This window comes from Anaerophaga thermohalophila str. Valhall, assembly GCF_000250735.1.
Taxonomy (GTDB): Bacteria; Bacteroidota; Bacteroidia; order Bacteroidales; family Marinilabiliaceae; genus Anaerophaga; species Anaerophaga thermohalophila_A.
The window spans coordinates 29,561-54,018 of the sequence record NZ_AHZV01000132.1; the positions used below are offsets into that span (position 1 = coordinate 29,561).

The 24,458-nt window shown below is 38.8% G+C and carries 23 protein-coding genes; 6 read left to right on the plus strand and 17 right to left on the minus strand.

Translation table 11 applies throughout. From position 1 onward, the window contains the following. Positions 1 to 963: 963 nt before the first annotated feature. The 12 genes from mnmG to nadA all read right to left on the minus strand — a co-directional run bounded on the left by mnmG (position 964) and on the right by nadA (position 12,193). The gene (mnmG, locus tag OQ5_RS0107095) at positions 964 to 2,841 is read right to left on the minus strand and encodes a tRNA uridine-5-carboxymethylaminomethyl(34) synthesis enzyme MnmG (RefSeq protein WP_016776816.1); all 1,878 of its coding nucleotides are present in this window, start codon (positions 2,839 to 2,841) and stop codon (positions 964 to 966) included. A gap of 42 nt (positions 2,842 to 2,883) precedes the next feature. Further along, positions 2,884 to 3,312 (minus strand): rRNA maturation RNase YbeY, encoded by a 429-nt coding sequence (gene ybeY / locus OQ5_RS0107100; RefSeq protein WP_016776817.1) that lies wholly within the window; start codon positions 3,310 to 3,312, stop codon positions 2,884 to 2,886. Positions 3,313 to 3,317: 5 nt separating this feature from the next. Then, on the minus strand, positions 3,318 to 3,704 hold the full coding sequence (locus tag OQ5_RS0107105) for an ATP-binding protein (RefSeq protein WP_016776818.1): 387 nt from the start codon (positions 3,702 to 3,704) through the stop codon (positions 3,318 to 3,320). 116 nt (positions 3,705 to 3,820) lie between these two features. Continuing rightward, positions 3,821 to 4,984: a murein hydrolase activator EnvC family protein gene (locus tag OQ5_RS0107110; RefSeq protein WP_016776819.1), complete on the minus strand. Its 1,164-nt coding sequence runs from the start codon at positions 4,982 to 4,984 to the stop codon at positions 3,821 to 3,823. After that, the gene (locus OQ5_RS0107115) at positions 4,965 to 5,807 is read right to left on the minus strand and encodes a DUF4292 domain-containing protein (RefSeq protein WP_016776820.1); all 843 of its coding nucleotides are present in this window, start codon (positions 5,805 to 5,807) and stop codon (positions 4,965 to 4,967) included. The genes OQ5_RS0107110 and OQ5_RS0107115 overlap by 20 nt, the downstream gene beginning before the upstream one ends. Then, positions 5,797 to 7,491 (minus strand): tetratricopeptide repeat protein, encoded by a 1,695-nt coding sequence (locus OQ5_RS0107120; RefSeq protein WP_255297430.1) that lies wholly within the window; start codon positions 7,489 to 7,491, stop codon positions 5,797 to 5,799. The genes OQ5_RS0107115 and OQ5_RS0107120 overlap by 11 nt, the downstream gene beginning before the upstream one ends. An 84-nt stretch (positions 7,492 to 7,575) precedes the next feature. Next, positions 7,576 to 8,010, minus strand: coding sequence for a dUTP diphosphatase (gene dut, locus OQ5_RS0107125; protein ID WP_016776822.1), 435 nt, complete (start codon positions 8,008 to 8,010; stop codon positions 7,576 to 7,578). Next, on the minus strand, positions 7,988 to 9,151 hold the full coding sequence (locus OQ5_RS20515; protein WP_255297431.1) for a lipopolysaccharide biosynthesis protein: 1,164 nt from the start codon (positions 9,149 to 9,151) through the stop codon (positions 7,988 to 7,990). The genes dut and OQ5_RS20515 overlap by 23 nt, the downstream gene beginning before the upstream one ends. After that, positions 9,129 to 9,449, minus strand: coding sequence for a hypothetical protein (locus tag OQ5_RS24430; RefSeq protein ID WP_255297432.1), 321 nt, complete (start codon positions 9,447 to 9,449; stop codon positions 9,129 to 9,131). The genes OQ5_RS20515 and OQ5_RS24430 overlap by 23 nt, the downstream gene beginning before the upstream one ends. A 26-nt stretch (positions 9,450 to 9,475) precedes the next feature. Beyond that, positions 9,476 to 10,495: a Holliday junction branch migration DNA helicase RuvB gene (ruvB, locus tag OQ5_RS0107135; protein ID WP_016776823.1), complete on the minus strand. Its 1,020-nt coding sequence runs from the start codon at positions 10,493 to 10,495 to the stop codon at positions 9,476 to 9,478. An 8-nt stretch (positions 10,496 to 10,503) separates the two neighbouring features. After that, positions 10,504 to 10,899, minus strand: coding sequence for a response regulator (locus OQ5_RS0107140; protein ID WP_016776824.1), 396 nt, complete (start codon positions 10,897 to 10,899; stop codon positions 10,504 to 10,506). Between the two features lie 301 nt (positions 10,900 to 11,200). Then, entirely contained in the window at positions 11,201 to 12,193 is a 993-nt protein-coding gene (gene nadA / locus OQ5_RS0107145; protein WP_016776825.1) for a quinolinate synthase NadA, read from the minus strand. Positions 12,194 to 12,622: 429 nt separating this feature from the next. Here nadA and rpiB point away from each other — a divergent pair, with 429 nt between their 5' ends. From rpiB to OQ5_RS0107160, 3 genes are read left to right on the plus strand one after another with little or no spacing between them, the layout of a single operon-like run. Further along, positions 12,623 to 13,069: a ribose 5-phosphate isomerase B gene (gene rpiB / locus OQ5_RS0107150; RefSeq protein WP_016776826.1), complete on the plus strand. Its 447-nt coding sequence runs from the start codon at positions 12,623 to 12,625 to the stop codon at positions 13,067 to 13,069. A 3-nt stretch (positions 13,070 to 13,072) separates the two neighbouring features. Further along, positions 13,073 to 14,458 (plus strand): LutB/LldF family L-lactate oxidation iron-sulfur protein, encoded by a 1,386-nt coding sequence (locus OQ5_RS0107155; protein ID WP_016776827.1) that lies wholly within the window; start codon positions 13,073 to 13,075, stop codon positions 14,456 to 14,458. A 15-nt stretch (positions 14,459 to 14,473) separates the two neighbouring features. Beyond that, complete coding sequence (locus OQ5_RS0107160) at positions 14,474 to 14,920, plus strand: RrF2 family transcriptional regulator (RefSeq protein WP_016776828.1); 447 nt, start codon at positions 14,474 to 14,476, stop codon at positions 14,918 to 14,920. Positions 14,921 to 15,146: 226 nt separating this feature from the next. Here OQ5_RS0107160 and OQ5_RS0107165 read toward each other — a convergent pair whose 3' ends face one another. Then, positions 15,147 to 15,545, minus strand: coding sequence for a VanZ family protein (locus OQ5_RS0107165; RefSeq protein WP_016776829.1), 399 nt, complete (start codon positions 15,543 to 15,545; stop codon positions 15,147 to 15,149). A 129-nt stretch (positions 15,546 to 15,674) separates the two neighbouring features. Here OQ5_RS0107165 and hemW point away from each other — a divergent pair, with 129 nt between their 5' ends. From hemW to OQ5_RS0107180, 3 genes are all read left to right on the plus strand, one after another. After that, positions 15,675 to 16,802, plus strand: a complete 1,128-nt coding sequence (hemW, locus tag OQ5_RS0107170; protein WP_016776830.1) for a radical SAM family heme chaperone HemW — start codon at positions 15,675 to 15,677, stop codon at positions 16,800 to 16,802. A 291-nt stretch (positions 16,803 to 17,093) separates the two neighbouring features. Beyond that, positions 17,094 to 17,489, plus strand: coding sequence for a rhodanese-like domain-containing protein (locus OQ5_RS0107175; RefSeq protein ID WP_016776831.1), 396 nt, complete (start codon positions 17,094 to 17,096; stop codon positions 17,487 to 17,489). Between the two features lie 319 nt (positions 17,490 to 17,808). Continuing rightward, the gene (locus OQ5_RS0107180; protein ID WP_044107719.1) at positions 17,809 to 18,699 is read left to right on the plus strand and encodes a cation diffusion facilitator family transporter; all 891 of its coding nucleotides are present in this window, start codon (positions 17,809 to 17,811) and stop codon (positions 18,697 to 18,699) included. A 215-nt stretch (positions 18,700 to 18,914) separates the two neighbouring features. On the opposite strand, the gene OQ5_RS0107190 is transcribed toward OQ5_RS0107180, so the two are convergent. The 4 genes from OQ5_RS0107190 to OQ5_RS0107205 form a co-directional block, all read right to left on the minus strand. Then, positions 18,915 to 19,943, minus strand: a complete 1,029-nt coding sequence (locus tag OQ5_RS0107190; RefSeq protein ID WP_016776834.1) for an Atu2307/SP_0267 family LLM class monooxygenase — start codon at positions 19,941 to 19,943, stop codon at positions 18,915 to 18,917. 507 nt (positions 19,944 to 20,450) lie between these two features. Then, positions 20,451 to 22,946, minus strand: a complete 2,496-nt coding sequence (hrpB, locus tag OQ5_RS0107195; protein WP_016776835.1) for an ATP-dependent helicase HrpB — start codon at positions 22,944 to 22,946, stop codon at positions 20,451 to 20,453. Positions 22,947 to 23,330: 384 nt separating this feature from the next. Further along, the gene (locus tag OQ5_RS0107200) at positions 23,331 to 23,897 is read right to left on the minus strand and encodes a Spy/CpxP family protein refolding chaperone (protein ID WP_016776836.1); all 567 of its coding nucleotides are present in this window, start codon (positions 23,895 to 23,897) and stop codon (positions 23,331 to 23,333) included. Then, a complete protein-coding gene (locus OQ5_RS0107205) occupies positions 23,890 to 24,309 on the minus strand; it encodes an anti-sigma factor family protein (RefSeq protein ID WP_016776837.1) in 420 nt (139 codons plus the stop codon). Before OQ5_RS0107205 ends, OQ5_RS0107200 begins: the two co-directional genes overlap by 8 nt. Positions 24,310 to 24,458 lie beyond the last annotated feature (149 nt).

Here is a 24,458-nt window from a genome sequence, read left to right on the forward strand (position 1 = left end):
TTCAAATTTATTTTCCATTATTCTTTTTGGCATTGCCCAAAAAGAACCAAAAAATCAGATCCGCTAAAACCTGTCTCCACGCGAAAGACAAAATTTCCGGCCATTGAGTAAGGCTATGAACTTCGCCCATTTTGCATTCATGTCATCCGCCCCCCTGGAAGCGGACAGGCCACTTCGCCGTTTAAATAGTGATATTTTGACCATTATTACTTAAAGGTGCAAACATTTTTAAAAAGTTACGTCAAAAACATGCACCTTAGATGAAACAATGCGATGTAAATAATTTACTATAATTTTTTAAGTATTATTCAGCAGGGCCTATTACAGTTATTTTGTTCAGACAATACAGGTCTAATGGAACCCGCAACATTTAAACATGTCCTTTTGTGACAAATTTCTTCGTAAACAAAACAGCAAATCCGGGAGAGAAATCAAAGCTCCATGCTCATTTTATTAGTATAACAATTAATACTCGGTTATTGAAGGAGAATCTTCGTTGTTACCTCCTCAGAATGACACCGGTCTGTTTGTCATTTCGAAAGAAGTGAAGAATCTGATACTGATCTCTTTATTTTTTGTATCACAGAGTTTCAGGGAGCAGACACTGAGTCCCACAGAGCAAAAAATAATCTTTTCAGACAACCTCTACCGCCGCGCACGGTTTTGAATATATTGTTTGCCCGTATTTAATTAGCTCAATTTACAGGTAACCCTTAGCCTTAGCCTCAATTTGCATTGATTTCATGTTCCGGGTTTCATGTTTCATGACCCGGGTTCAGGAATTTAAGTTTCGGTTGAGTTTTAAGTTTCGCGTTTCCAACTTCTATCTTCTGCCTTTTTTGTGTTCTCTGTGGCGAATTCTCTCATAAGCCTAATTCCCTGTTGGAAATTGCAATTGAATTATTGTCGTTTCCCCCCCCCCATATACATCAGAAATTAGATCAAATTGTTCCACGTGGAACATCATCTTCCCATAAGTACTAAAAGTACATTAATATCGCTAGGAGAAACACCACTAATTCTTGAAGCCTGACCAATTGTTTCAGGATCTATTTTCTGAAGTTTTTGCCGTCCCTCTGTTGAAATATTTTTAATAGTTCCATAATCAAACTTTCCCTTAATCTTCAAATTTTCTAATCTTTTAAGTTTGTCAGCAATTACCCTTTCACGCGAAATATATCCTTCATACTTAATGGAAATTTCAACGCTGTCTAAAATTTCAGGGCGTCTTTCTAATGGAATATCACGACAAAGTTTTTTCAATTCTTCAACTTCCTCAACCAACTCATTTAATTTAACCTGAGGCCTTGTAATTAAGTCTTTTATTTTAACTTTTTGCTTCAAAGGGCTAGTCCCTTTATCTTTTAACCAGCAATTGATTTGATCAGGATTAATACTGTAAGATTCAAGAAATTCCTGAATTCTATTTCTCCAATTCACCTTTTCCTGATATAAACCGTAGCGATAATCATCCACCAGGCCAATAGTTCTTCCTTTTGGAGTAAGTCTCAAGTCTGCATCGTCCTGTCGTAATAAAATTCTATATTCAGCTCTTGAAGTAAACATTCTGTAAGGTTCATCTACACCTTTGGTAACCAAATCATCAATGAGAACTCCAATATAAGCTTCGTCTCTGCTAAGAATAAAAGAATCTCTATTTTGAAGGCTTAAAACGGCATTAATACCTGCAATGAGACCCTGCGCGGCGGCTTCTTCATAACCGGTAGTACCATTAATCTGACCAGCAAAATATAGCCCTTTAACTTTCTTGGTCTCCAATGTATGGTGAAGCTGAGTAGGATCAAAAAAATCATACTCTATTGCATATCCCGGTCGGAAAATATATGCATTCTCTAACCCGGGTATTGATTTCATAGCTTCTACCTGGGTTTCGAGCGGAAGGGAGCTACTAAAACCGTTCAGATAAAACTCAATTGTATCCTCTCCCTCTGGTTCCAAATGAAGCTGATGTTCATTCTTTTCCTCAAACGTAACAATTTTTGTTTCAATACTTGGACAATAGCGCGGTCCGATACTCAGTATGGTGCCATTGTACATGGGGCTTTCTTCCAGACGGCTTCGGATGCTATCATGTACAATTTGATTGGTATAAGTTAAATAACAACTTCTTTGCTTTAGTCTTTTATTTGATACAGGCAAAAATGAAAACTTATAAAAATCTTCATCGCCAGGTTGTTCTTTCAATTTAGAAAAATCAACCGTGCGGCCGTCAACACGAACAGGTGTTCCTGTCTTCATTCTTCCAGTTTTAAATCCTCTCTTTAAAAATCTATCAGAAAGGCCTTTGGATGAAGGTTCAGAAATTCGACCGCCTTCAATCTGTACCTTTCCTATATGCATCAGACCATTTAAAAAGGTACCGTTAGTTAGAATTACTTTTTTCGCCGTGAATGTCACATTCTGAGAAGTAATAACTTTGAAAATGCCAGGCTCAGAAAAATCAACATCAACAACTACATCCTGCCAAAAATAAAGATTATTAGTATTCTCAAGCTGCTTTCTCCATTCAGCAGAAAACACCATTCTGTCACATTGCGACCTGGGGCTCCACATAGCGGGTCCCTTTGAGCGATTGAGCATCCGAAACTGTATCGAAGACAAATCGGTAACAATACCAATTTTGCCACCCAATGCATCTATCTCTCTAACTATCTGCCCTTTAGCTATACCTCCAACAGCAGGATTACAACTCATCTGGGCTAATTTTGTCAAATCCATTGTTATTAACAATGTTCTTGCACCCAAATTAGCCGCAGCAGAACTTGCCTCGCAACCTGCATGTCCTCCACCTACTACAATAACATCGTAATCGAAAACCATAATCAAAAAAAATATGAAATACGAAACGCAAAGTTAACAGTATTACGCGAAATTTGTTTCGTAAAAAAGAAGGGAAATGTCCTCAGCTCTTCTCATCTCTTCCTTTTCTTTATCAGTAGAATCCTTGTACCCCATCAAATGAAGTACACCATGAATCATCACACGGAGCAGCTCATTAAAAAAAGTAACGCCAAAACGTTCTGCATTAAAACTTACCGTTGGAATACTAATCAAAACATCCCCGGAAATCCTTCGTCTTTTAGAATAATCGAAGGTAATAATATCAGTAGTATAATCGTGAGAGAGAAATTTACGGTTGGTCTCTAAAATATAATTGTCTGAACAAAAAATGTAATTTATGTCGCCAATTATAAAGTTTTTATTCTCAATAACTTGAGTAATCCACTTACTAATTTGCTCCTTCCCTGGCAGATTGTATTCAATATCATACGAAGAATACGATATAGCCACGTTAATTACGTTAAATTGAAAATAACTTTAACTTCATTACCCTTATCGTTGAACTCAACTTCATCGGCAAGATGTTTCATTAAGAAAATACCTCGCCCATGCGTCTTTTCAATATTTTCAGGTTTAGTGGGATCAGGAAGATTCCTGTAATCAAAACCAGGCCCGTTATCGGTAATAACAAACTGAATATATTTATCGGTAATCTGATATTGAAGTATAACATCTTTATCACTTTCCAATTTATTACCGTGTACAATAGCATTATTTACACCCTCAACAACAGCAAGTAATAATTTACCGTATATATCGGAATGTAACTGGTATTTTGCAGAAATATCATCAATCAACCTCTCAACAAGGTTGATATTCTTAATTTCAGATTTGAAAACCATTTTATTCACTACCACAAGTTTTGATTATGGCCGACAATTTTTATCAGACTAAATTACACTAATTTATACTTACAACCTCAAAAAGGGTTTCTAAATTAATCACATTTTTCAAAAAATTAACGTAAAAGCCATTGCTCAGGATCAAGCTTTGTGTTCTCTTCCCATATTTCGAAATGAAGTACGTCCTTCATTTCAGCATCATTAGTTAAAACTGTACCAAGCTTTTGACCGGCACTTACAATTTCGCCTTTTGAAACGAAAACATCAACTAAATTACCATAAACAGTCAGATATTTACCATGACGAACAATAACAGCTTTATTTAAACCGGGAATTGCAACAACAGTAGAAACCTTGCCAGGATGAACACAAAATACATCAGTGTTTTTTACTACCTGAATATCAACACCATTATTCTTTATGGTAACATTTTTAAGAACGGGATGCGCATGTTCACCAAAGGAGTTAACAATTACCCCATCCTCTACCGGCCATGTTAATTTGCCCATCATATCGGAAAACTCAACAGAGGCTTCCGTATTAATATCAACATCTTTTTCAGCCGCGATTAAATCCCTTATCTTTCGGTCCAACTCATTAGCTGCAGCCTCTTTTTCCTTCAAACTTTGTTGTAACCATTGCTGTTCGGTTTTTAACCTTTGTACAAGTCTGGCCTTACGCATCCGGTTATTTTCCAACCGGTTTAATTCATTCTCTATCTCATTTAAAACTCTCTGTTTCTCTTCCTTTTGTTCTGTAATTTCCTTTAAGAGGCCCTGAACACGGCTCTGTGATTCTACAAGCTTTTCTCCCTGCTTCTGACGGTAACGGCTATACTCTTTGAAAAGTCGGTATTTTAAATAGGCATCACTAAAACTTTCAGCACTGAAAAGAAACATCAACTGGTTCAATTGTCCCTTTCTTTTATAGGAATCCCTGATCAACCTTGCATATTCTTCCTTAAGTTGTTTTATATCGCTCTCCAGATCATTAACCAACATCTGGTTAACTTCTATTTGATTATCGAGTTGATCAATTTCATTCTGAAAATTATCAATAAGCTTACGCCGGGCAGCAATTTCACGATCAATGAGATTAAGTTCCCGTAAATTATCCTGCCGCGTTTCTCTCTTTTGTTCAATCAAGCGGCTTGTGTTTGATATTTCCTCCAAAAGCGACTCTCTTTCCTTCCTTAGTTCTTCAATACTCTGACCGCTCACCTGACTACACCAGGTAAAACTCAAAAAAAGAATAAATATTTTAGCGATATATCTTAACATACTTCTCAGGTATACTAAAGGAAATACCCTTATCATCGTTGAAACGAATACTTCCAAACTTAGCTTTCAAAGAAAATTCCTCGTCATTAAATTGTCCTTTCATAACAATAGAAGACGGAAAATAAAATCCTGAAAATTCTCTTGTAAAATCTTTATATAAAATATTTAAATCCACATCCTGCGTGTTAAAATGCAGAAAATTTCTTGTCAAATAAAAATCCTCTGGGTATATCCATAATTGATGAAATGCTAACCCCTCTGTATGATTCTCGCTTATCATTCGTTTATATCGCCTCTCCCTGGTTGAACTAAACTTATACAAAGAATTATCTATCCCGCTATAATGATAATCATCAAGGCCACTATTTTTATGGTGATCAAAGCTAAAAACCTTGTTTAAAAGAACATTCTGTAAAAAATAAAAATCGAGATAAATTCGATACTTTCGATATAGTTCATCATATCCTGAATAAACAACCTGTCTGTTAATTCTGTCAATAATAGTGACACGCTCCTCTTCAAGAGAAATTCGGGCTGCTTCAATCCCCATGGGCGCTAAAACGCTTATTCTTATAAAACTATCCACATTCAGAAAGATATTGCATCTGAAACTTTGATGCTTATCTTCCGAGGTAACAGAAACAGAGGTTCTTCCAAAGAAAACACTACTAATATCCTTGCTACTTTCAAAATCTCTGACGCTTTTTAAAATCTCTCTTTCACTTAAGGTTGGAATATCCTCTTTTTCAGAAACTTTTTCAATGGTTTTACACCCTATTAAGAACAGAAAAAGAAAAAATACTGTAACACCTCTATTCACCATCAATATAAGTTTTCCTTTTTATCTTGTCTTCAAGCAATTCCGAATGATCGTCGTATTCAAGTGCTTTATTCCATTGTATAACAGCACCTTCAATATCACCTGTATTATATAAAATGTCACCATAATGTTCATAAATAACACCACTTGGTTCATTTAAATTATCAATGGCGCGTTCTATAATAAACTTAGCCTCGTTAAACCGCCCTTTTTTGAACAAAACCCATGCATAGGTATCAAGATAAGTGGCGTTACCAGGCTCCAATTCAACAGTTTTTGCACTCATCCTTTCAGCCCTGTCTAAATCACGGCTTTCAAGGGCCAGGTAATAACTGTAATTGTTTAGAACTATAATATTATTTTCATCAATATTTAGCGCTTCCTCATAGTGTTGAAACGCTTTATCTACTTTCCCCATAGAATGGTAAATATCTCCTAAATAAGAATGAAACTGCCCCTTAAGCTGTATGTTATCGTCAACATACGCTAAACCTTTTTCGAGTGTTTTAGCCGATTTCTCTAACTCATCCAGCTGAAAAAGGGCAACACCATGAAAAAGTCTGAAAAGCGGTTCTTCAGGAAAAAAAGTAATTGCTAACGATGATTTTACTTCAAGCTCCTCATTATCACCTATTTGAGATAGCAACATCAGGTACTCCTGCCAAAGATCAGGTCTGGAAGCATCATTATCAATACCCTTCTGAAAAATGTTTAATGCCTCATCACGTTGCCCCTGATCAACAAGAAAATTACCATAACTCCTGTAAAGATCAGGCTGATATGGATGCATTTTCAGCAAAACATCATAAAATTCAACAACATCATCCTCGTTAAGGGGATTTTCATTGCTCCCCAGTTGAGAAACAAACGGAATAAAACGTCTGAACTTATCCCTGAAATCAACATTCTTCGAGGCAAATCCCTTTAGTAATTCATTCTTAAAAGAAACGGTATCCTCAGCATTTAAATAATAATTGGCCAGAGAAAAATGAACTTTCCCGTTATCGGGTTGAATTTCCAAAACTCTGTTGTACTCTTCAAAAGCTCGTTTTAAATCTTTATTCTGAAGAAAAAAATCACCAAGATAAACGCGATAATCTCCATTTGAAGGATACTTCTCAATGAGCTCTTCCAATTCTTTTTGTGCATTTTTAAAATCATCGTTCTCAATATATAATTGAAAGATTTCGATTGTAAGCCCTTCATTAATACCGACGCGTTCCTCGATTCTCTTTAAATTGGTAATAGCTTTATCGTAAATCCCGTTTTCGATCTGTAGCTGAGCAACAAAATACAGATCATCTATAGAAGGCGGTTCGGAAAAATCAAGCAACCGTTCACCAATCTTAACAGCATCTTTTCCTTTATCATTATTCTGATAAATTCTGGAGAGCAAAGTAACGTAATAACGATTTTCCGGACTGTAACGAACAGCCTTCTCCATCAACTGCTCAGCTTCGTCAATATTTTCATTGGCCAGGAGAAATCTGGACAATTCATAAGCACATGCAGCGCAAGTAGTATCAATTTTTAAGGCTTCAGCAAAATACATGAAACTTTTATTGGTTTCATTAATTGCTTTAAACCGGTTACCTTCAAAAAAATAATAATTGAATTTCCTTTGCTCCTCATCGCTCAATTTCATAGCCACTCCGGAGATATCACTATCTCCTTTATCATCATGCATCTGACTTCTTCTTTGAACTGAACAAGAAGAAAATATAAAAACAAAAAATGGTATGAATAAAATATATCTCATTCGTAAAAAGTTTTACAACCCAGTATGGCCAAAGCCTCCCGAACCACGTAAAGTGTCACTCAATTCCTCTACATGATCCCATTCAAAGGTCTCATATTTATGAATAACCATTTGACAAATACGATCACCGTTATTGATAGTAAACTCATCATTAGAAAGATTAACAAGAATAACTTTTACCTCACCACGATAATCGCTATCAATTGTACCGGGCGAATTCAAAACAGTTATCCCGCTTTTTGCTGCCAAACCACTTCGAGGCCGAATTTGTGCTTCAGTTCCCTCAGGTAATTCTAAATAAAGACCTGTTGGTACCATCGCCCTTTCTAGCGGTTTTAATATAACGGGTTCATCTAAAAACGCTCTTAGATCAACACCTGCAGAGCCGGAAGTGGCAAATTCAGGAACTTCATTACTACTCCTGTTAACCAATTTTACTTTTATCATACTTCTGAATTACAAAAAATGAACCAATAAAGAAAACAAATATAGTTGCTTTAAACAGATAGGAAAAAAAATCTGATTCAATGCTTACTTTCAAATTCAAAAAATAAACAAAACCGGCTGCTAAAAAATAAATTAAGTATTTAAAAGGTTTGTAAGGTACAGGATAATATTTACGTCCTGTTAAACCCGAAACAACCATCATCACAAAATACCCTGTCAGTAAAGCAATGGCAGAACCGAAAACACCAATATCGGGAACCAAAACAATATTTAAAACCACAGTAATAACCGCACCAATACTACCAAAAACCGCTCCTATCCAGGTTCTGTCAGTAAGTTTGTACCATAAGGACAAATTAAAATAGATTCCGTAAAAAAGTAAAGCAAGCAACACAACAGGAACAATAGTATTGCCCCGTATATAATCTTCGGTAAGAACAATGTTAACAACATCAAGAAACAATGTAACACCCAAAAAAATAACAAGTCCAAAGAATATAAAATAATCCATTACTTTGGCATACGACTCTTTTCCTTTGTCCTTATTTATAAAGAAAAAAGGCTCAAACGCAAACCTGAAAGACTGCGTAAATAAACTCATTAACACCCCAATCTTAAAATTGGCTCCATAGATAGCAAGCTGACTAAACCCATCTTCTTTTAAAAGTGCAGGAAGTAATATTTTATCAATATTTTGGGTAATCATTCCGGTAATTCCAACAAACAAAACGGGTAATGAATAAATCAGAACTGGTTTCAGAATAGAAAAATCTACAAAACTTTTAAGTTGCAAAATCTGTGGTAATAATAACAAAAGCGTAATAAAACTGCTGATAGCATTACTCAAAAACACATAAAAAATTCCGTCAAAACGAGTATAAAAATCAACTATATAACCTTTTACAAAACCCTCTTTAATCAAATAAGGTAATATCAACAGGAAAAGAAGATTGAAAAAAATGTTGGCACCAATATTTATAAGTTTTACAATGCCAAACCAGAAAGCTTTGTTTTGCAGCCGAAGCCTGGCAAAAGGCAATGCGCTAAAAGAATCAAGACCTAAAATAATAAAAACCAAAAGTATGGAGAGATCATGTTCACCCTGATAAAAAATATCACTAACGCTTCCATGCAGTAACAAACCAAGTAAAACAAAAAAACCGACTCGTAAACCCAAGCAGAGCAAGAAGTGTCTTAAAAACAGAATTTTCATTGTAGGATTTACCGGAAAACCTGAAAAATCCGGTTTCCAGACCATAAGTAAGAACAACCAATAAAACAGCTATAATTCCATAAAAATTAACAACAACACCATATTCATAAGTACTTAAAGTACGTATATAAAAAGGCATTAAAAGCCAGTTCAATAGACGTCCAATCATGGTAGAAGCCCCGTAAATAACGGTCTCCCCTGCTAACTTTTTTAAGCTTAAAGACATTAGCTAAGTATCCTAAATTTCGTATATCAAAACAATGTAGATTGCGAAGCACCGGGTTGCCGTCCAAAGTGATGATAAGCCAGGGGAGTTACAACTCTTCCACGCGGGGTACGTTTCAAAAAACCCTCCTTAATAAGAAAAGGCTCGTAAACCTCCTCTATAGTTCCGCTGTCTTCCCCAATAGCGGTTGCAATTGTGGAGATACCTACCGGACCTCCTTCAAATTTTTCTATAAGCGTTAATAAAATCTTATGATCCATCTGATCCAGGCCATGCTGATCAATATTAAGCGCTTCGAGACTAATTTTGGTAATTTCCATATCAATTTTACCAAATCCTTTAACTAAAGCAAAATCCCGCACCCTCCTCAATAAAGAATTAGCAATTCGTGGGGTACCTCTGCTTCGGCGTGATATTTCGGCAGCAGCGTCATCCAAAATAGGAATATTCAATATTCGTGCAGACCTTTTTACAATTTTCATTAATACATCAGCATCATAATACTCCAGGTGACAATTAATTCCAAATCTTGCACGCAACGGACTGGTAAGCAATCCGCTTCTGGTAGTTGCTCCAATTAAAGTAAAAGGATTTAATTCAATCTGAATACTTTTTGCCCCGGGTCCCTTATCAATAACAATATCAATTCTGAAATCCTCCATGGCAGAATACAGATATTCCTCAACAATTGGACTTAATCGGTGAATTTCGTCAATGAACAGAACATCATTTGGTTCGAGAGAGGTAAGAATGCCGGCCAAATCACCCGGTTTATCCAAGACCGGACCGCTGGTAAGTTTAAATCCTACACCAAGTTCATGTGAAATAATATTTGAAAGAGTAGTTTTTCCAAGTCCCGGAGGACCATGAAGCAGAACATGATCAAGCGAATCACCCCGCATTAAAGCCGCCTTAACAAAAATTTCAAGATTCTCAACAACCTTAAACTGGCCGCGGAAATCAGAAAAGGTTAAAGGTCTGAGGTTCTTCTCTATATCAGGTTCTCTGGTCTGCTCTTCTCCGGTATTACGTATATCAAAATCCATCCCAAATATTAAACAGTGCTCATTTCGAAACCAAAATTATTTACAATTTCTCCAAAACGTTCAACATCAAAAGGTTTCGCCATATATTCATCCATACCTTCCTTAATGCATCTGTCCCGGTCAGCATCATATGTATTAGCTGTTAAACCAATAATGATATTCCGATTACCACTCCCGGATTCCTTTTCTTTCTTTCTGATCTGTCTTGTAGCCTCCAAACCATCCATAACAGGCATCATCAGATCCATCAAAATGATATCGTACTTTTTACCCCCCAGTAATTTCAAAGCTTCCTGGCCATTGTTGGCAATATCGATTTTGAATCCGTACTTTGACAGGGTCAAATATATCAATTTCTGATTCAAAACATTATCTTCAACAAGTAGTAACTTAATGCCATCCATGGAAAAAGCTTTTCAAAACAAGAAAAAAATGGATTTTATGAAGCTAAAGTTAAAAATTTAAGCTGATATATGCATTCATCAGTATAAAATTAGTCTAAGTTATTGGTCTGATGGAACACGCATGATTGAAGGTTATACATGTTCTTTAGTAACAAACTTTGTCATGCTCGTTCCGCATAAAATTTATTTATTAAGATCGAATCAAACTCATGCCCATGTTACGGTACCCGTTTCATAAGTTTTCGTGAGGAGATAATCAAATATCAATGAATACAAGTAATAACAGATATTACAACTGAGTTCATTTTTTGATAAGTCCTTCAGACAATTCAAACATTCTCTCAATGGGCTTAATAGCCTTGCGTCGTACAGATTCTTGCACTTCAACTTCCGGGAATTCGTATTTTAAAGTTAAATATATCTTCTGAAGGGAATTGAGGCGCATAAATTCACAATCGTTACATCCACACGTAGAATCACTGGGAGGAGCAGCTATAAATGTTTTGTCCGGAGAAGCCTTCTGCATTTGATGCAATATTCCCCATTCCGTGGCAACAATAAATTTATTCGCATTCGATTCCTGTGTAAACTTTAATAAACTGGCCGTACTACCAATAAAATCAGAAATTGTTAAAACCGGCTTTTTGCATTCGGGATGAGCAATTATTAAAGCATCGCTGTTTTGTTTTTTTAAATCGACAATCTTTTCAACAGAAAATCTTTCATGCACATGACAAGCACCATCCCATATTACCATCTCACGCCCCGAAATACTCTGCAGATAATTACCAAGATTCTTATCCGGCCCGAAAATAATTTTCCGGTCTTTGGGTATGCTGTTAATAATCTTAACTGCATTGGTCGATGTAACAACAATATCGGATAGGGCCTTAACGTCTGCTGTAGTATTGACATAAGTAACCACCAGGTGTCCTGGATGTTGTCTGATAAATTCGCCAAAAGCATCAGCCGGACAGCTGTCGGCCAAAGAACATCCGGCATTTAAATCAGGAACCAGAACTTTTTTATCGGGAGATAATATTTTGGCCGTTTCGCCCATAAAAAGAACGCCCGACAATAAAATAATATCAGCATTGGTTTTGGATGCCTCCCATGCAAGTGCAAGACTATCTCCCACAAAATCAGCAATATCCTGAATTTCATTCTTCTGATAGTAATGCGCCATTAACAGCGCATTCTTTTCTTTTTTCAGCGTTTTAATCTCCTCAACCAAATCCAAATCCTCAGGAATTGTTTCGTCAACAAATCCCTTTTTCAACCAATCATTATTCATACTTATAAAAGTTTTATAAAAATATGGTGATGGTATAACCCTGTTGAAAGTGTTTAAAAAATTTATGCCTTTTTGTTGGAATATATCGAAATAAACAAACCACCATCCCTTATCAACCAGTTATAACATTACCTAAATACATAAAGTTCAATTCCTTATTTTGCGTTTTCAACATCTGTTAATATGCTACAAAATTAAAAAATAAATAGTCGCTACCGGTTAATTAAGGTAGTTAAAACTGTCAATAATTAATTCGTAAAATGGTGTTTTATTTTTTTGATATCAAAGGGTTGTATTGCTATTACATAAAATATTAAAAATGTCAAGACTTTTTTTTCAGAAGATGTTGCCAAAAAGGAACAACTTTTCAACAGGATATTAAAAGGATAAAAAAGCCCGAATATTTATTATATTTGAAAATAAAAAAATATGCTATTCAAGAAGATAGGTATAGGAAGTGATCATGCAGGTTTCAGTCTGAAAACCTTCATTAAAGGGGAGCTTTTGAAAAGGGGCCTGGATGTTGTGGATTTTGGTACCGATTCGGATGACAGTACCGATTATCCCGATTATGCACATCCCTTAGCCGAAGCTGTTGAAAATGGTGAATGCGAGATAGGTATTGCAATCTGTGGAAGTGGTAACGGTATTAACATGACTGTTAACAAGCACCAGGGAATTCGTTCTGCAGTATGCTGGAATACTGAAATTGCTTATCTCGCGAGGCTTCATAACGATGCCAATATTTGTGCTCTGCCGGGAAGATTTCTTAAACAACAGGAAGCCATTAAGATAGTAAATGCTTTTTTTACTACCGGTTTCGAGGGTGGTCGTCATAAACGCAGAATTGATAAAATACCATATAAGAAACAGTGATCTATGCCGGGAAGAGAGGAAAAACAATTTTTGAAAGATGCTAAACGGGTTGCTTTCGATTACAAGCACAGAGCTACCATACGTTTCAATATTTCGAGGTATGATGCTGCTGTGGAAAAAGGGCAGAAGCGGTATAAAGACCTTGAACTGGCCAGGCAGAAGGCAGCTGTTTTGAAACGTAAGGTGTTGAAATATCTTCCCGACTATCTGGAAACGTTTGAAAAAAATGCTGCTGCCAACGGGTGTGAGGTTAAATGGGCTGCCGACAGTGCTGAAGCCGTCGATATTATATCTTCTATTGTCAGAGAATGTGACGCCCGGATGCTGGTGAAAAGTAAATCGATGACTACCGAAGAGGTAGATATCAATCATCACATGGAAAACATGGGTGTTCAATCCATTGAAACCGATCTTGGCGAATTTATTGTACAGGTGGCGGGTGAAAAACCTTACCATATTGTAACGCCTGCCATGCACAAATCCAAAAAAGACGTTGCATCTCTTTTTCATGAGAAATTCAATATTCCAAAGGACTCCACACCTGAAGAAATGACACGGTTTGTTCGTAAAAAACTAAGAGATGCATTTAAAAGTGCTAAGGTTGGAATTACCGGTGCCAATTTTCTTTTGGCTGAAGAGGGAGGCATTGCACTTACCGAAAATGAAGGAAACGGAATGCTTTCTTTTTCTTTTCCAAAGGTTCATATTGTTTTGGCAGGAATTGAAAAAGTATTACCCTCCTTTAAAGATTTGGATGTGATGTGGCCTTTACTTGCTGTTCATGGAACCGGTCAAAAGGTTACCGTTTACAATTCGGTGGTTTTCGGACCGGCAAAGCAGGTTGAAAAAGACGGACCGGACCGGATGATCGTTATATTGCTTGATAACGGAAGGACTAATCTTTATAATACACCCGAACAATCGGAAGCTTTGTCGTGTATTCGCTGCGGAGCCTGCCTGAATGCTTGTCCTATTTATAAAAATGTAGGCGGATATACCTATAATTCTGTTTACAGCGGGCCAATAGGTTCTGTTATCACGCCACATCTTCGCGGACTAAAGGAATATCAGCATCTTAGTTTTGCCAGTTCACTATGCGGAAAGTGTGGTGAAGTCTGCCCGGTAAAAATACCATTGCCCGAACTGTTGTTGAAAAACCGGCGCGATGCTGTAAATAAAGGATTGAGACCGGTTTTTGAAGGTATGGTAATGAAGGGTATGGAAAAAGGACTGCAATCACGCCGTTTAATGGACATGGCAAACGGCCCTGTTAAGAATTTCTTTACCAGATTTTCAGGTGCAGATTCTATGGTAGGAGAGAAGCGTGCTTTCCCGGATTTTGCCAATTCGTCATTCAGTAAACAATGGAAGAAGAACAAAAAACACTAATTTATATAAAAAGCTATGTTGTCAACAACTTGTAAATATGCAGTCAGGGCAATTATTTTCATAGGAATGAAAGGCAGTAAAGAAAACCGGGCCAATGCACGCATTATTGCATCTGAGCTTGGAATTCCCATGCAGTTTTTAAGTAAAATATTGCAGATATTCGTGCGAAAAGGTCTGCTGAAAAGTTTTAAAGGTCCAACCGGGGGGTTCTATCTGGCTAAAGATTCAAATGATATTACCTTGTTCGATATTGTTGAAATTATCGACGGACCGGGTTTTTTTGAGACTTGCCTTATTGGTACCGGTCCGTGTCAGAGCTCAACACACAAAAAAGAACGTTGTCCCGTTCACGACAGTTACAGCGCGATAAGAAGCGAAGTGGTGAAATATTTTAAAAGTGAAAGCATCGGAGGAATTATTGAGCGTATGGGCAACGATGAAAACATTTTACTGAAGCTGTAGATTATTTGTGCATAGGGCTGAGAACACGGGGGCATGGTTTTGATCTATTCCAATGGTAAAAAGGGTCGGAGGGTTGGAAGGTTGAAGGGTATGGCACTTTATGGACCGACAATAACTAATTGTTAAGGAGAATTTAAAAATTTCCTGCAACAATGAGGTTGGCAAAAGAGACCATTAGGAGTGGATTCCAGAATATTGACAATCAGTTTAGAAAAAAATTTTTACGTTACTGATTTTTTATATACTGCCGTATTAACAGAAACACCAGATACGCTGAAATAATTCCCGCGGTATTAGCCAGAAAGTCCCATATATCCTTCTGCCGTTCGGCAAGTAAAGGCTGTAATACCTCTATAATGCCACCGGTAATAAATATCCAGAGAACAAAGTACCATCGGGTTTGTTTGGTTTTGGTTCTTATTCTTAAAAAGCGGGTACGTTCCATCAGATAGATGAGGGTAAGAAAACCATACATACCAAAATGAACAATCTTGTCGGAATTTTCAAATTTTAAAAACCAGGGTTTGTTGATATTTTCGCCCGATGAAAGACTTAAAAACAGAATAGTGAGTAAGGTGATTATTGTAAACTTATAATTTACAATGTGTTTCAGCGTTTTATTCATGTTGATAAAATTGTTGATAACCGGTTAATAATTGTTGATAACTTACTGTTTCAGAATGTTTCACGTGGAACATTTTAAGAGTTGGCGCGGCTTTCGCGATTTTTCTTATCAATAATTTCGTTTTCAATCATGTCCGGAATTTATATACATATTCCATTTTGTAAAACCCGTTGCAGTTATTGTGATTTTTTCAAAAGTACAAAGCTTCTTTACAGGGAACAATATATTGAAAAGCTTTTGGAAGAATTAAGAGACAGAAGGCATTTTTTCGGGAGTAGAAAGAATAATTTGCAAACCATTTATTTTGGAGGAGGAACACCAAGTCTTTTTTCGGAGAAAAGTATTGATAATATCTTAAATACCATATCGAAAAATTTTCCTGTAGCCGACAATGCCGAGATTACTTTAGAGGTTAATCCCGATGATTTAAGTCCCGAATACTTAAAAGCACTTCGTAAAACCGGTATAAACCGTCTGAGTATTGGTGTTCAGAGTTTTTACGATGTTGATCTGCAGAAAATGGGGCGACGACATGATGCGATGCAGAGCCGGCGTTCACTTGAGTGGGTTTTCCAGACCGGTTTTGAAAATGTAGGCATTGATTTAATTTATGGTCTCCCCTGGTCGGATGGCTCGACTTTTTTATCCAACCTGGATATATTAAGCAACTATCCGGTTCAGCATCTTTCGGCTTATCATCTTACCATCGAGCCGGGAACACAATTCGGTAAACTTAAGCGTCAAAACAGACTTTCGGAACCCGACGATTCGGAAAGTGAAAAGATATTTTGGGCTCTGCACGACAAAGCTGCAGAAATGGGATTCGAACACTATGAAATTTCCAATTTTTGCAGAAATGGTCTTTACTCAAGGCATAATACCGCGTATTGGGATAATGTACCTTATCTTGGAGCCGGTCCCGCAGCTCATTCCTTCGACGGCACAAAAAGATACTGGAACAAATCCGATTTAAATCAGTATATAAAACAAGGATTTTCTGCAGGAATATCTTGCGAAACTTTAACCCTTAAAGACCGTTTTAATGAATACCTGATGTTGCGCCTGAGAACCAGTAAAGGAATGAATGTTGATGAAGTTAAAAAGAATTTTGAAAGTTACTGGAACCGAATTGAACCCGATATTAATAAATGGATTCAAAAAGAATTTCTTGAAAAAAGCGACGGATATATTTACGGTACCCGCAAAGGCTGGTTTGTTATTGATGCAATAATTGAAGACCTTTTTATTTTGGAATGATGAAACAGTCATGGCAAGGTTTACTTTAATAGATGATTAGATATTTAGATTTAAGATTTAAGATGAACAAATATAACAAGGTTTACCACAACAAGAACAGGTATAATACTCACATGCGGGTTACATTCGGCCAATAACTTAAGTAAATTATATACTAATGAACGAGTTCCGCTGCAATTACTATCAACCAGCTGTTTGAGAATGAGAAGTTTTGCTTACTAAAATTAAGTATATCAATATTATATTAGTCATCTCATATCTTAAGTCTAAAAATCTAACGATCTATTACTGATGAGGCGAGCTTTGTTTTTTATATTGTTGATTAGTACAGGTTGTGTACCTTTGTTTTGTCAACAAAATATATCTTGCAGTGAGTTCTTTTCCATCCTGGATACATGTAACAATGCCGTTGTTCTGGATGTGAGAATTTATGAAGAGTTTGTTAAAGACCGCATTCCGGGAGCTGTTTATGCCGGCGAAAAAGAAGTGCTTCTTGATTTGGTTAAAGATTTTGATAAGGATATCCCGCTGCTGATATATTGCGAGTATGGGGAACGTTCCCAAACGGTCATGAAAATTCTTAAAAAAAGAGGCTTTACTCATTTATTCCATTTAAAGAAAGGATATGAAGAGTGGAGTGAGGAAGGGTTTCCGGTTGATAAAAATCCGATAAAAGACGAGCACTAAATAGTGTCTGTCCATAAAGTGCCAGTTACTGTGTTATGCTCGTCCGAAAATTACTCATTTACGATGAGTAAACTCCGTATTTTCGGATTTCGCAAGCCTTGAAAATGACACTTTCTGAACAGACACACATACTGTAAAAATTTTTTGGGAGTTTATAGACACGTACTAAATAGTATCTGTCCATAAAGTACCATTTACTGTGTTACGTTTCCTATCCGAAAACAAAGGATGTATAAATTATTGAAGTTGAGTTCTTCCTGAAAGACCCGTCTGTTTGGGAAAGCTGCGAAAACCTATAATTCAGATATATTTTATACTGATGAAGACAAAAAAAGGCATCATTGCTACCTGGGCATCCATTTTTTTAAATATTGCTTTGTTTGCAGTGAAATACTGGGCTGGTGTTGTTTCCAACTCTGTTGCACTATTGGCCGATGCCTGGCATACGCTTTTCGATTCTGTTTCTTCGCTGGCAGTTCTTTTGGGTTTAAAGGTTTCGATTATTCCGGCCGACAAAAAGCATCCTTTTGGTCACGGCAGGGCCGAACTTATAGCATCTCTTGTCGTTGGTATTTTACTGGCGGTTGTAGGGTTTAATTTTTTATCCGAATCCGTGATCAAATTCAGGGAACGGGCTGTTTTTAATTACGGGCCCGTAGCTATATGGGTAACTGTGGCTTCGGTTGTGATAAAAGAAATAATGGCCCGTTATTCAATAATCATCGGGAATAAATTAAATTCTAATTCGCTTAAAGCCGATGGTTGGCATCACAGATCAGACGCTATATCCAGTGTCGTAATATTGGCCGGGATATTCATCGGCGGAAAACTTTGGTGGGTGGACAGCGTCCTGGGCGTTTTCGTTTCATTGATGATATTTTATACCACCTATGGGATAATGAAAGAGACGATAAGTGTTTTGTTGGGAGAAAATATTGAAACGGATATGAGACGTGAAATTGAGTCCATTGGTCACGATATTAATGGCAATTTGTTTCTGGACCCGCACGATTTTAAGATTCATCATTACGGCAACCACTCCGAGCTGGTTTTTCATATTCGTTTGCCGGGCAATTACAGCTTGTCAAAAGCGCACAATATTGCGAGCGAATATGAAGCCCGGGTGGAGGAAAAATATGCGATTGGTGTGACCATTCATGTGGATGCCATTGACGGACTGAAGACAATGAATGGGAATAAAGCCGGTTAAATTCATCGACTCAACCGGATTTTAGAAGATGACTCATTTTTTTAAAGCTGATTTATTCATACGTTTTCGTGATGAGATGTTCAAATATCAAGAAATAGAATCAACCACAGATAAAACCGGAGAAGGAAATAATGAATTATTTTCGAGCCGGTTTTATTGAGGACGCTTGTATTTCGCCGATAGTTGGACATTGTAATAGAAAATTTATGAATAATTCAGGTTAAAGCTTTCCGTATTTCCGGAACAACTTTGGTTCCAAATAATTCAATTGTTTTCATCAGTTGTTTATGAGTAGGCCCGCCCACATCGATATGAGCTATAAACCTTGTTAGGCCAAATATTTCAATGGTTTTGAGAATTTTGTCGGTAACTTCAGCAGCATCGCCCATGTATAATGCACCCTCAGGGCTGAGTCCGTCAATAAACTGACGTTTGGTATAAGGCATCCAGCCGCGGGAACTACCGATACGATCCATTTGTGCTGCATAACCCGGGAAATAATTATCAAGTAAATCGTCTGCGGAATCTGCTACAAAAGTGTGGGAATGAACCCTAACCTGCATCTTTTCAGGATCGTGCCCGTGTTTCTTGTATTCATCTTTGTAGAATTCAATAAGAGGCTTAAATTGCACAGGTCTGCCCCCGATAATGGCAAACATTATGGGCAAACCCAGCCGTGCTGTCCGTAATACCGACTCGGGAGTACCGCCAACGGCAATCCATACAGGCAGCTGTCTTTCGGGTCTTGGATAAACGGTTTGCTGCTCAAGCGGAGGTCTGAATTTACCTTTCCATGATACGGTTTCTTCCCGGTTCAGTTTGAGCAATAAATCCAGTTTTTCTTCAAACAGTTCGTTATAGTCTTGTAAATTATATCCAAAGAGAGGGAATGATTCGGTAAAACTGCCACGTCCGGCAATGATTTCTGCCCGGCCGTCAGAAAGCAAATCGAGTGTAACATAATCCTGGAAAACTTTTACCGGATCGGCCGAGCTTAGTACCGTAACACCACTGGCAAGTTTAATTTTTTTAGTCACGGAAGATAAGGCCGACAAAACTATTTCGGTTGAAGATACCGCATAATCGGGGCGATGATGCTCTCCCAAAACAAAACTGTCAAGACCCGCTTCGTCGGCCAGTTTTACCTGTTCCACCATTTCTTTTAGTCGTTCACCGGCCGGTTGAAATTTTTTTTGCTTTTCGTTGTAGGTGAGATCACCAAACATTCCGATACCTAATTCCATATTTATTTTTTCTCAGGTTGTTTTTTCTTTTAACCTGAAATGAAGGGGAAATGTTTAATAAGGATTTGCTCACAACGAGTTTTATGCTGTATTGAGCCTGGTTCCTAATTACTCATTTATTTGCACTAACGTTGAGTCATACCCGTTCTGTAAGGGGTGATTACCCGTTCCAAAGGGGGTCATTACCCCTTCCATAAGGGGTCGTTACCCCTTCCAAAGGGGGTCATTACCCCTTCCATAGGGGGTCGTTACCCCTTCCATAGGGGGTCGTTACCCCTTCCATAGGGGGTCGTTACCCCTTCCATAAGGGGTCGTTACCCCTCCAATAAGGGGTCGTTACCCCTTCCATAAGGGGTCATTACCCCTTCTGTAAGGGGTCTTTACTCCGTTGATGCGGATTTCTTTGCAGAGCAAATCTGCATAGGCGAGCGGTAATTTCTTACACAGAAAGCCGTACCAACGGAATTATTCGAAAAATGCGTTGTTTTTTAAAGACGTTCCGCAACATCACTTATTCTTCCGCCTGGTTCCGCGAACAGCCGACTCTTTCCAGGGATCGTCCGGCCACACATGTTTTGGATAGCGGTTTTTGAGTTCTTTTCTAACTTCGTAATAAGTGTTGTTCCAGAAACTTTGTAAATCGGATGTTACCTGTACCGGTTTAAAGCCCGGAGACAGAAGATGAAGCAACACGGGTGTTGTCCCGTCATTGATCCTTGGCGTATCGGCCAGTCCGAACATTTCCTGAAGACGAACGGCCAGAACCGGTGCAGAACCGTCGGGCTGATAGTTGAGTTTTATATGAGAGCCGCTCGGTACTTTTATTCTTTGGGGGGCGAGGCGCTCCAGTGCGGTTTGTTTATCAGGCGAAAGGTGATGATGTAACACGCTGAGAAGGTCGATTTTTTTTAGCTCCTCATTGCGTTTTATTCCTAAAAGGTAAGGCGAAAGCCAATCATAACAGGTGTCAAAAAGATTTTCGGTGGACACATCCGGCCAGTTTTCTTTGGGACGCCACTTACGCAAACTCATTACCCGGTTTTGCCACTGAATTACATCGCTGTTAAAATCAAGCAATTTGTCACCGTCTTTCTGAATTGCTTTGCAGACGGCCCTTATAACCAGTTCGGGATCAGGGTTTTTGATATCTTTCGATTTCAGAACGAGACTACCGATGCGCATATCTTCAGTTGCCAGCAAACCGCCTTTACGGTAGTCCCAGGTAATGGTAGATGACGTTTTTACAAGAGGTTGTAAATCGGCGGGATTTAACGGAGCGGCCAGGAAAATTTTACCCATTCCGTCGCGGGCATCCAGGTGAGCTACCGAAAGCCATTGTTCGTGTGCCAGATCGTCGTTGTGGGAGGCTATGGCATAATGTCCGTTTGAAAGCTGAAATCGGGCTTCATTTCCCGGCCGGGCGGAGGCGATTCGCTCCGGATAGGCATGTACCAATAGAAGCCCTGCTTCATAAGGATTGAAAGGGGTATTATCGGGTTTGCTACCGAACATTTTGTTGTACTGTTCGGCCACTTTTATGATCTGATTCCAACGTTTGTTATTGAATTTTTCCCGGCGTTGCCTTCGTAATTCTTCAATACGAAGGGTTATGTCGATTCCTGTTTCGCGTGGCATTGGATCGCGTTCTTCGAGGATGGCCGCCAGATCGGCTGCCAGCGGCAGATGTCCCGATTCTTTAGCCGTCAGCAACATGTGAGCAATGCGTGGATGACAGGGGAGGGCTGCCATTTCTTTGCCATGTGATGTAATCCTTTTGTTTTCGGTTGCACCCAGATTTTGCAAAGTTTCGATGGCTTCATTCACGTGATTTTCAGGGGGTGGCGTAGGCCAGTTTAGTGTATACGGATCGGTAATACCCCAGCGGGCAAGATCGAGCATTGCAGGCGCCAGATCGGATTCTTCAATTTCCGGCAAACGGTGTTCTTTCATTTTGTGGTCATCCGCAATCGACCACAGACGATAGCATTTCCCCGGTCCCAGACGACCGGCACGTCCTGCCCGCTGATCGGCAGCATCACGTGTGATCTCTATGGTTGTCAGGCGCGATAGTCCTGTCCCCGGATCAAAGCGCAGGGTACGGCCGTAGCCGCTGTCAACAACAACAGATACCCCTTCAATGGTAAGGCTGGTTTCGGCGATGGATGTGGCCAGTACTACTTTTCTTTTTCCTTTTGGATGTGGTAATATGGCGGCCAGCTGTGCTTTTGGTGGCAGCTGACCGTAAAGCGGATGAATGGATACGCCTGTAAGATTGTTTTTTAAAAGTTCTTCGCACCGTCGTATTTCAGCTTCACCGGGAAGAAATGCCAGAATATCACCCTGGTCATTTTTTATCGCGGCAGATACAGCCTGAACTACATTTTCGGGAATTAAAGAAATATCCCGTGCGCCGGTGTGAACGATTTCTACCGGGTACTGTTTACCTTTGCTCTCAATGACCGGCGCGTTGAGAATTTTCGTGAGCTGTGGCATATTGAGTGTTGCCGACATAACGATCAGTCGCAAATCGGGGCGAAGAACCTGTTGCGATTCTCGTGTCAATACCAGGGCAAGGTCGGCAAACAGGCTGCGTTCGTGAAACTCATCGAATATTACCATTCCTGTTTCTTCCAGGGCATTGTCGGATTGCAGCATACGTGTAAGGATGCCTTCGGTGACTACCTCAATGCGTGTTTCCCGGCTTATTTTATTTTCGAAACGAATGCGGTATCCGATGGTTTCGCCAACCTTTTCGTTGAGGAGAGAGGCCATCCGTGTCGCAATGGCACGTGCTGCCATCCGGCGCGGCTCAAGCATGATGATCTTTTTGCCCTGAAGCCACGACTCATTATAAAGAGCAAGCGGAAGTATGGTACTCTTACCAGCCCCGGGGGGAGCCCCGATAATGAGTGTGTTTTCCTTTGTCAGTGTTTTTCTGACATCGGGAATGATTTCATTAATTGGCAGATTTATCGCGGTGGTATTAAAGGCTTCATGTTCCATTTTATATCAATCGTCACGCAAAGATACCAACAACGGCTGAAGATAATAAAAGACAGGGCTGAAAAAGTTAAAAGCCTAAATGCTTAAACGCAGAGACGCTATGACGCAAAGGTTTTATAAAGTGTCTGCCCGTAAAGTACCATTTGCTGTGTTACGCTCGCCGCCAAAATCCTCATTTACGAAAAGTAAACTCCGTTTTTGGCGGCTTCGCAAGCCTTGCAACCAACACTTTCTGAACAGACACTCATATTGTGAAAATTCTTGCTGGTTTATAGACACGCACTAAAAAGTAATGTTTTATTTGATTTTTGATGAAATGTTTGATATCGTCGGGGGGACGATTTTTATAATATCTGATTTAATTCGGCCGCTTTTCAGACTCCGTTACCTGTTTCTCCATCCTCTTCTCTGCCCTCTTTGTCCCCGGCCTTGTACGGGCCCGTTTCCGAAGCCTCGCCCGCGGCGATAACGATCAAGATCGGAAATAACCTGCATAAATCGCTCCTGTTGCTTTGGTGTACATAAATTTCTGACCTGGAGAAAATGTTCGCTGGTTGCCTTTTTCAGTGCGTATTGTATTTCTCCGGCGCGGGCTGCCAGAGAATCGAGTTTTTCACGGTCGGGTTTTTCTTTTTTTACTTCTTCAAGAATGGCCAGATCAATACTGTCGAGTTGAGCCGTATATTTTGCCATTTTTTGGCGATACCTGCTTTCGATTTTGGAAAAAGCGCGTGCTTGTTCTTCCGAAAAGTCCAGAATATTAACCATTTGGAGAAATCCCGGGCCAGGTGTTGTATTGTTTGCAGACGAAGTATCGGAATAAGTTACTTCCTGCCTGAAAATAGTTTCTTTCTGCCCGGATGTTGTGTTAAACCATTGGAATAAACCCCATCCTGCAGCAAAAGCTGCAACAAGAATGATAATGGTTGCTATGGTTGTTTTTTTATTCATACACGTACGAATTAAGCCATATTTCTTCTAATTGAGAACCCGGGTTGTCAGAAAAATAGTATTCCGATGCAATAATCTCAGTCGAATCGGATGCCACCTGATTTTGGTTGTTGAAGATGCCGGCGGTAAAAAAGCCTAAAACCATTATAAATACTGACATTAACGACACAATTGCAGGTCTTGCCAGCCATACTCTTTTCTCCTGTTTTTCAATTTGTGCCAAAATGCGGGTATTGATAAACGGAGATACTTTTTCGGCTTTTTCTTCTGCTATAACATCAAACAGAGACTGCGTCCGGGCATACATCTCGCTGCATGAAGAACAGGTCTCCATGTGTTGCATCATTTCCCGGGTGAGCTGACCTTTTTCCCGGATTGATGCCAGTTGGTTATGGAATTCGTTGCACTTCATTTTCTTTTTTTATTATTGTAACGACTAATAGATCGTTAGATCGTTAGATTTTTAGATACAAGATATAAGATGGCTCTTGCAAGCATGGAATAATGTATTTAGAGGTTGCTGAAAAAGTCAGCGACCTTTTTCAAATTTATTTTCCATTG

Bases quoted from the DNA above. Each gene is read 5' to 3' on its own strand.
- OQ5_RS0107200 (WP_016776836.1), bottom strand. From the start codon at position 23,897: ATGAATAAAAAAACAACCATAGCAACCATTATCATTCTTGTTGCAGCT.
- ruvB (WP_016776823.1), bottom strand. From the start codon at position 10,495: ATGGATTTTGATATACGTAATACCGGAGAAGAGCAGACCAGAGAACCT.
- OQ5_RS0107120 (WP_255297430.1), bottom strand. From the start codon at position 7,491: ATGCATGATGATAAAGGAGATAGTGATATCTCCGGAGTGGCTATGAAA.
- rpiB (WP_016776826.1), top strand. From the start codon at position 12,623: ATGCTATTCAAGAAGATAGGTATAGGAAGTGATCATGCAGGTTTCAGT.
- OQ5_RS0107110 (WP_016776819.1), bottom strand. From the start codon at position 4,984: ATGTTAAGATATATCGCTAAAATATTTATTCTTTTTTTGAGTTTTACC.
- OQ5_RS24430 (WP_255297432.1), bottom strand. From the start codon at position 9,449: ATGTCTTTAAGCTTAAAAAAGTTAGCAGGGGAGACCGTTATTTACGGG.
- OQ5_RS0107180 (WP_044107719.1), top strand. From the start codon at position 17,809: ATGAAGACAAAAAAAGGCATCATTGCTACCTGGGCATCCATTTTTTTA.
- OQ5_RS0107205 (WP_016776837.1), bottom strand. From the start codon at position 24,309: ATGAAGTGCAACGAATTCCATAACCAACTGGCATCAATCCGGGAAAAA.
- mnmG (WP_016776816.1), bottom strand. From the start codon at position 2,841: ATGGTTTTCGATTACGATGTTATTGTAGTAGGTGGAGGACATGCAGGT.
- nadA (WP_016776825.1), bottom strand. From the start codon at position 12,193: ATGAATAATGATTGGTTGAAAAAGGGATTTGTTGACGAAACAATTCCT.
- OQ5_RS0107190 (WP_016776834.1), bottom strand. From the start codon at position 19,943: ATGGAATTAGGTATCGGAATGTTTGGTGATCTCACCTACAACGAAAAG.
- OQ5_RS0107175 (WP_016776831.1), top strand. From the start codon at position 17,094: ATGAGGCGAGCTTTGTTTTTTATATTGTTGATTAGTACAGGTTGTGTA.
- OQ5_RS0107165 (WP_016776829.1), bottom strand. From the start codon at position 15,545: ATGAATAAAACGCTGAAACACATTGTAAATTATAAGTTTACAATAATC.
- dut (WP_016776822.1), bottom strand. From the start codon at position 8,010: ATGATAAAAGTAAAATTGGTTAACAGGAGTAGTAATGAAGTTCCTGAA.
- hrpB (WP_016776835.1), bottom strand. From the start codon at position 22,946: ATGGAACATGAAGCCTTTAATACCACCGCGATAAATCTGCCAATTAAT.
- OQ5_RS0107115 (WP_016776820.1), bottom strand. From the start codon at position 5,807: ATGGTGAATAGAGGTGTTACAGTATTTTTTCTTTTTCTGTTCTTAATA.
- hemW (WP_016776830.1), top strand. From the start codon at position 15,675: ATGTCCGGAATTTATATACATATTCCATTTTGTAAAACCCGTTGCAGT.
- OQ5_RS0107140 (WP_016776824.1), bottom strand. From the start codon at position 10,899: ATGGATGGCATTAAGTTACTACTTGTTGAAGATAATGTTTTGAATCAG.
- OQ5_RS0107105 (WP_016776818.1), bottom strand. From the start codon at position 3,704: ATGGTTTTCAAATCTGAAATTAAGAATATCAACCTTGTTGAGAGGTTG.
- OQ5_RS0107160 (WP_016776828.1), top strand. From the start codon at position 14,474: ATGTTGTCAACAACTTGTAAATATGCAGTCAGGGCAATTATTTTCATA.
- OQ5_RS0107155 (WP_016776827.1), top strand. From the start codon at position 13,073: ATGCCGGGAAGAGAGGAAAAACAATTTTTGAAAGATGCTAAACGGGTT.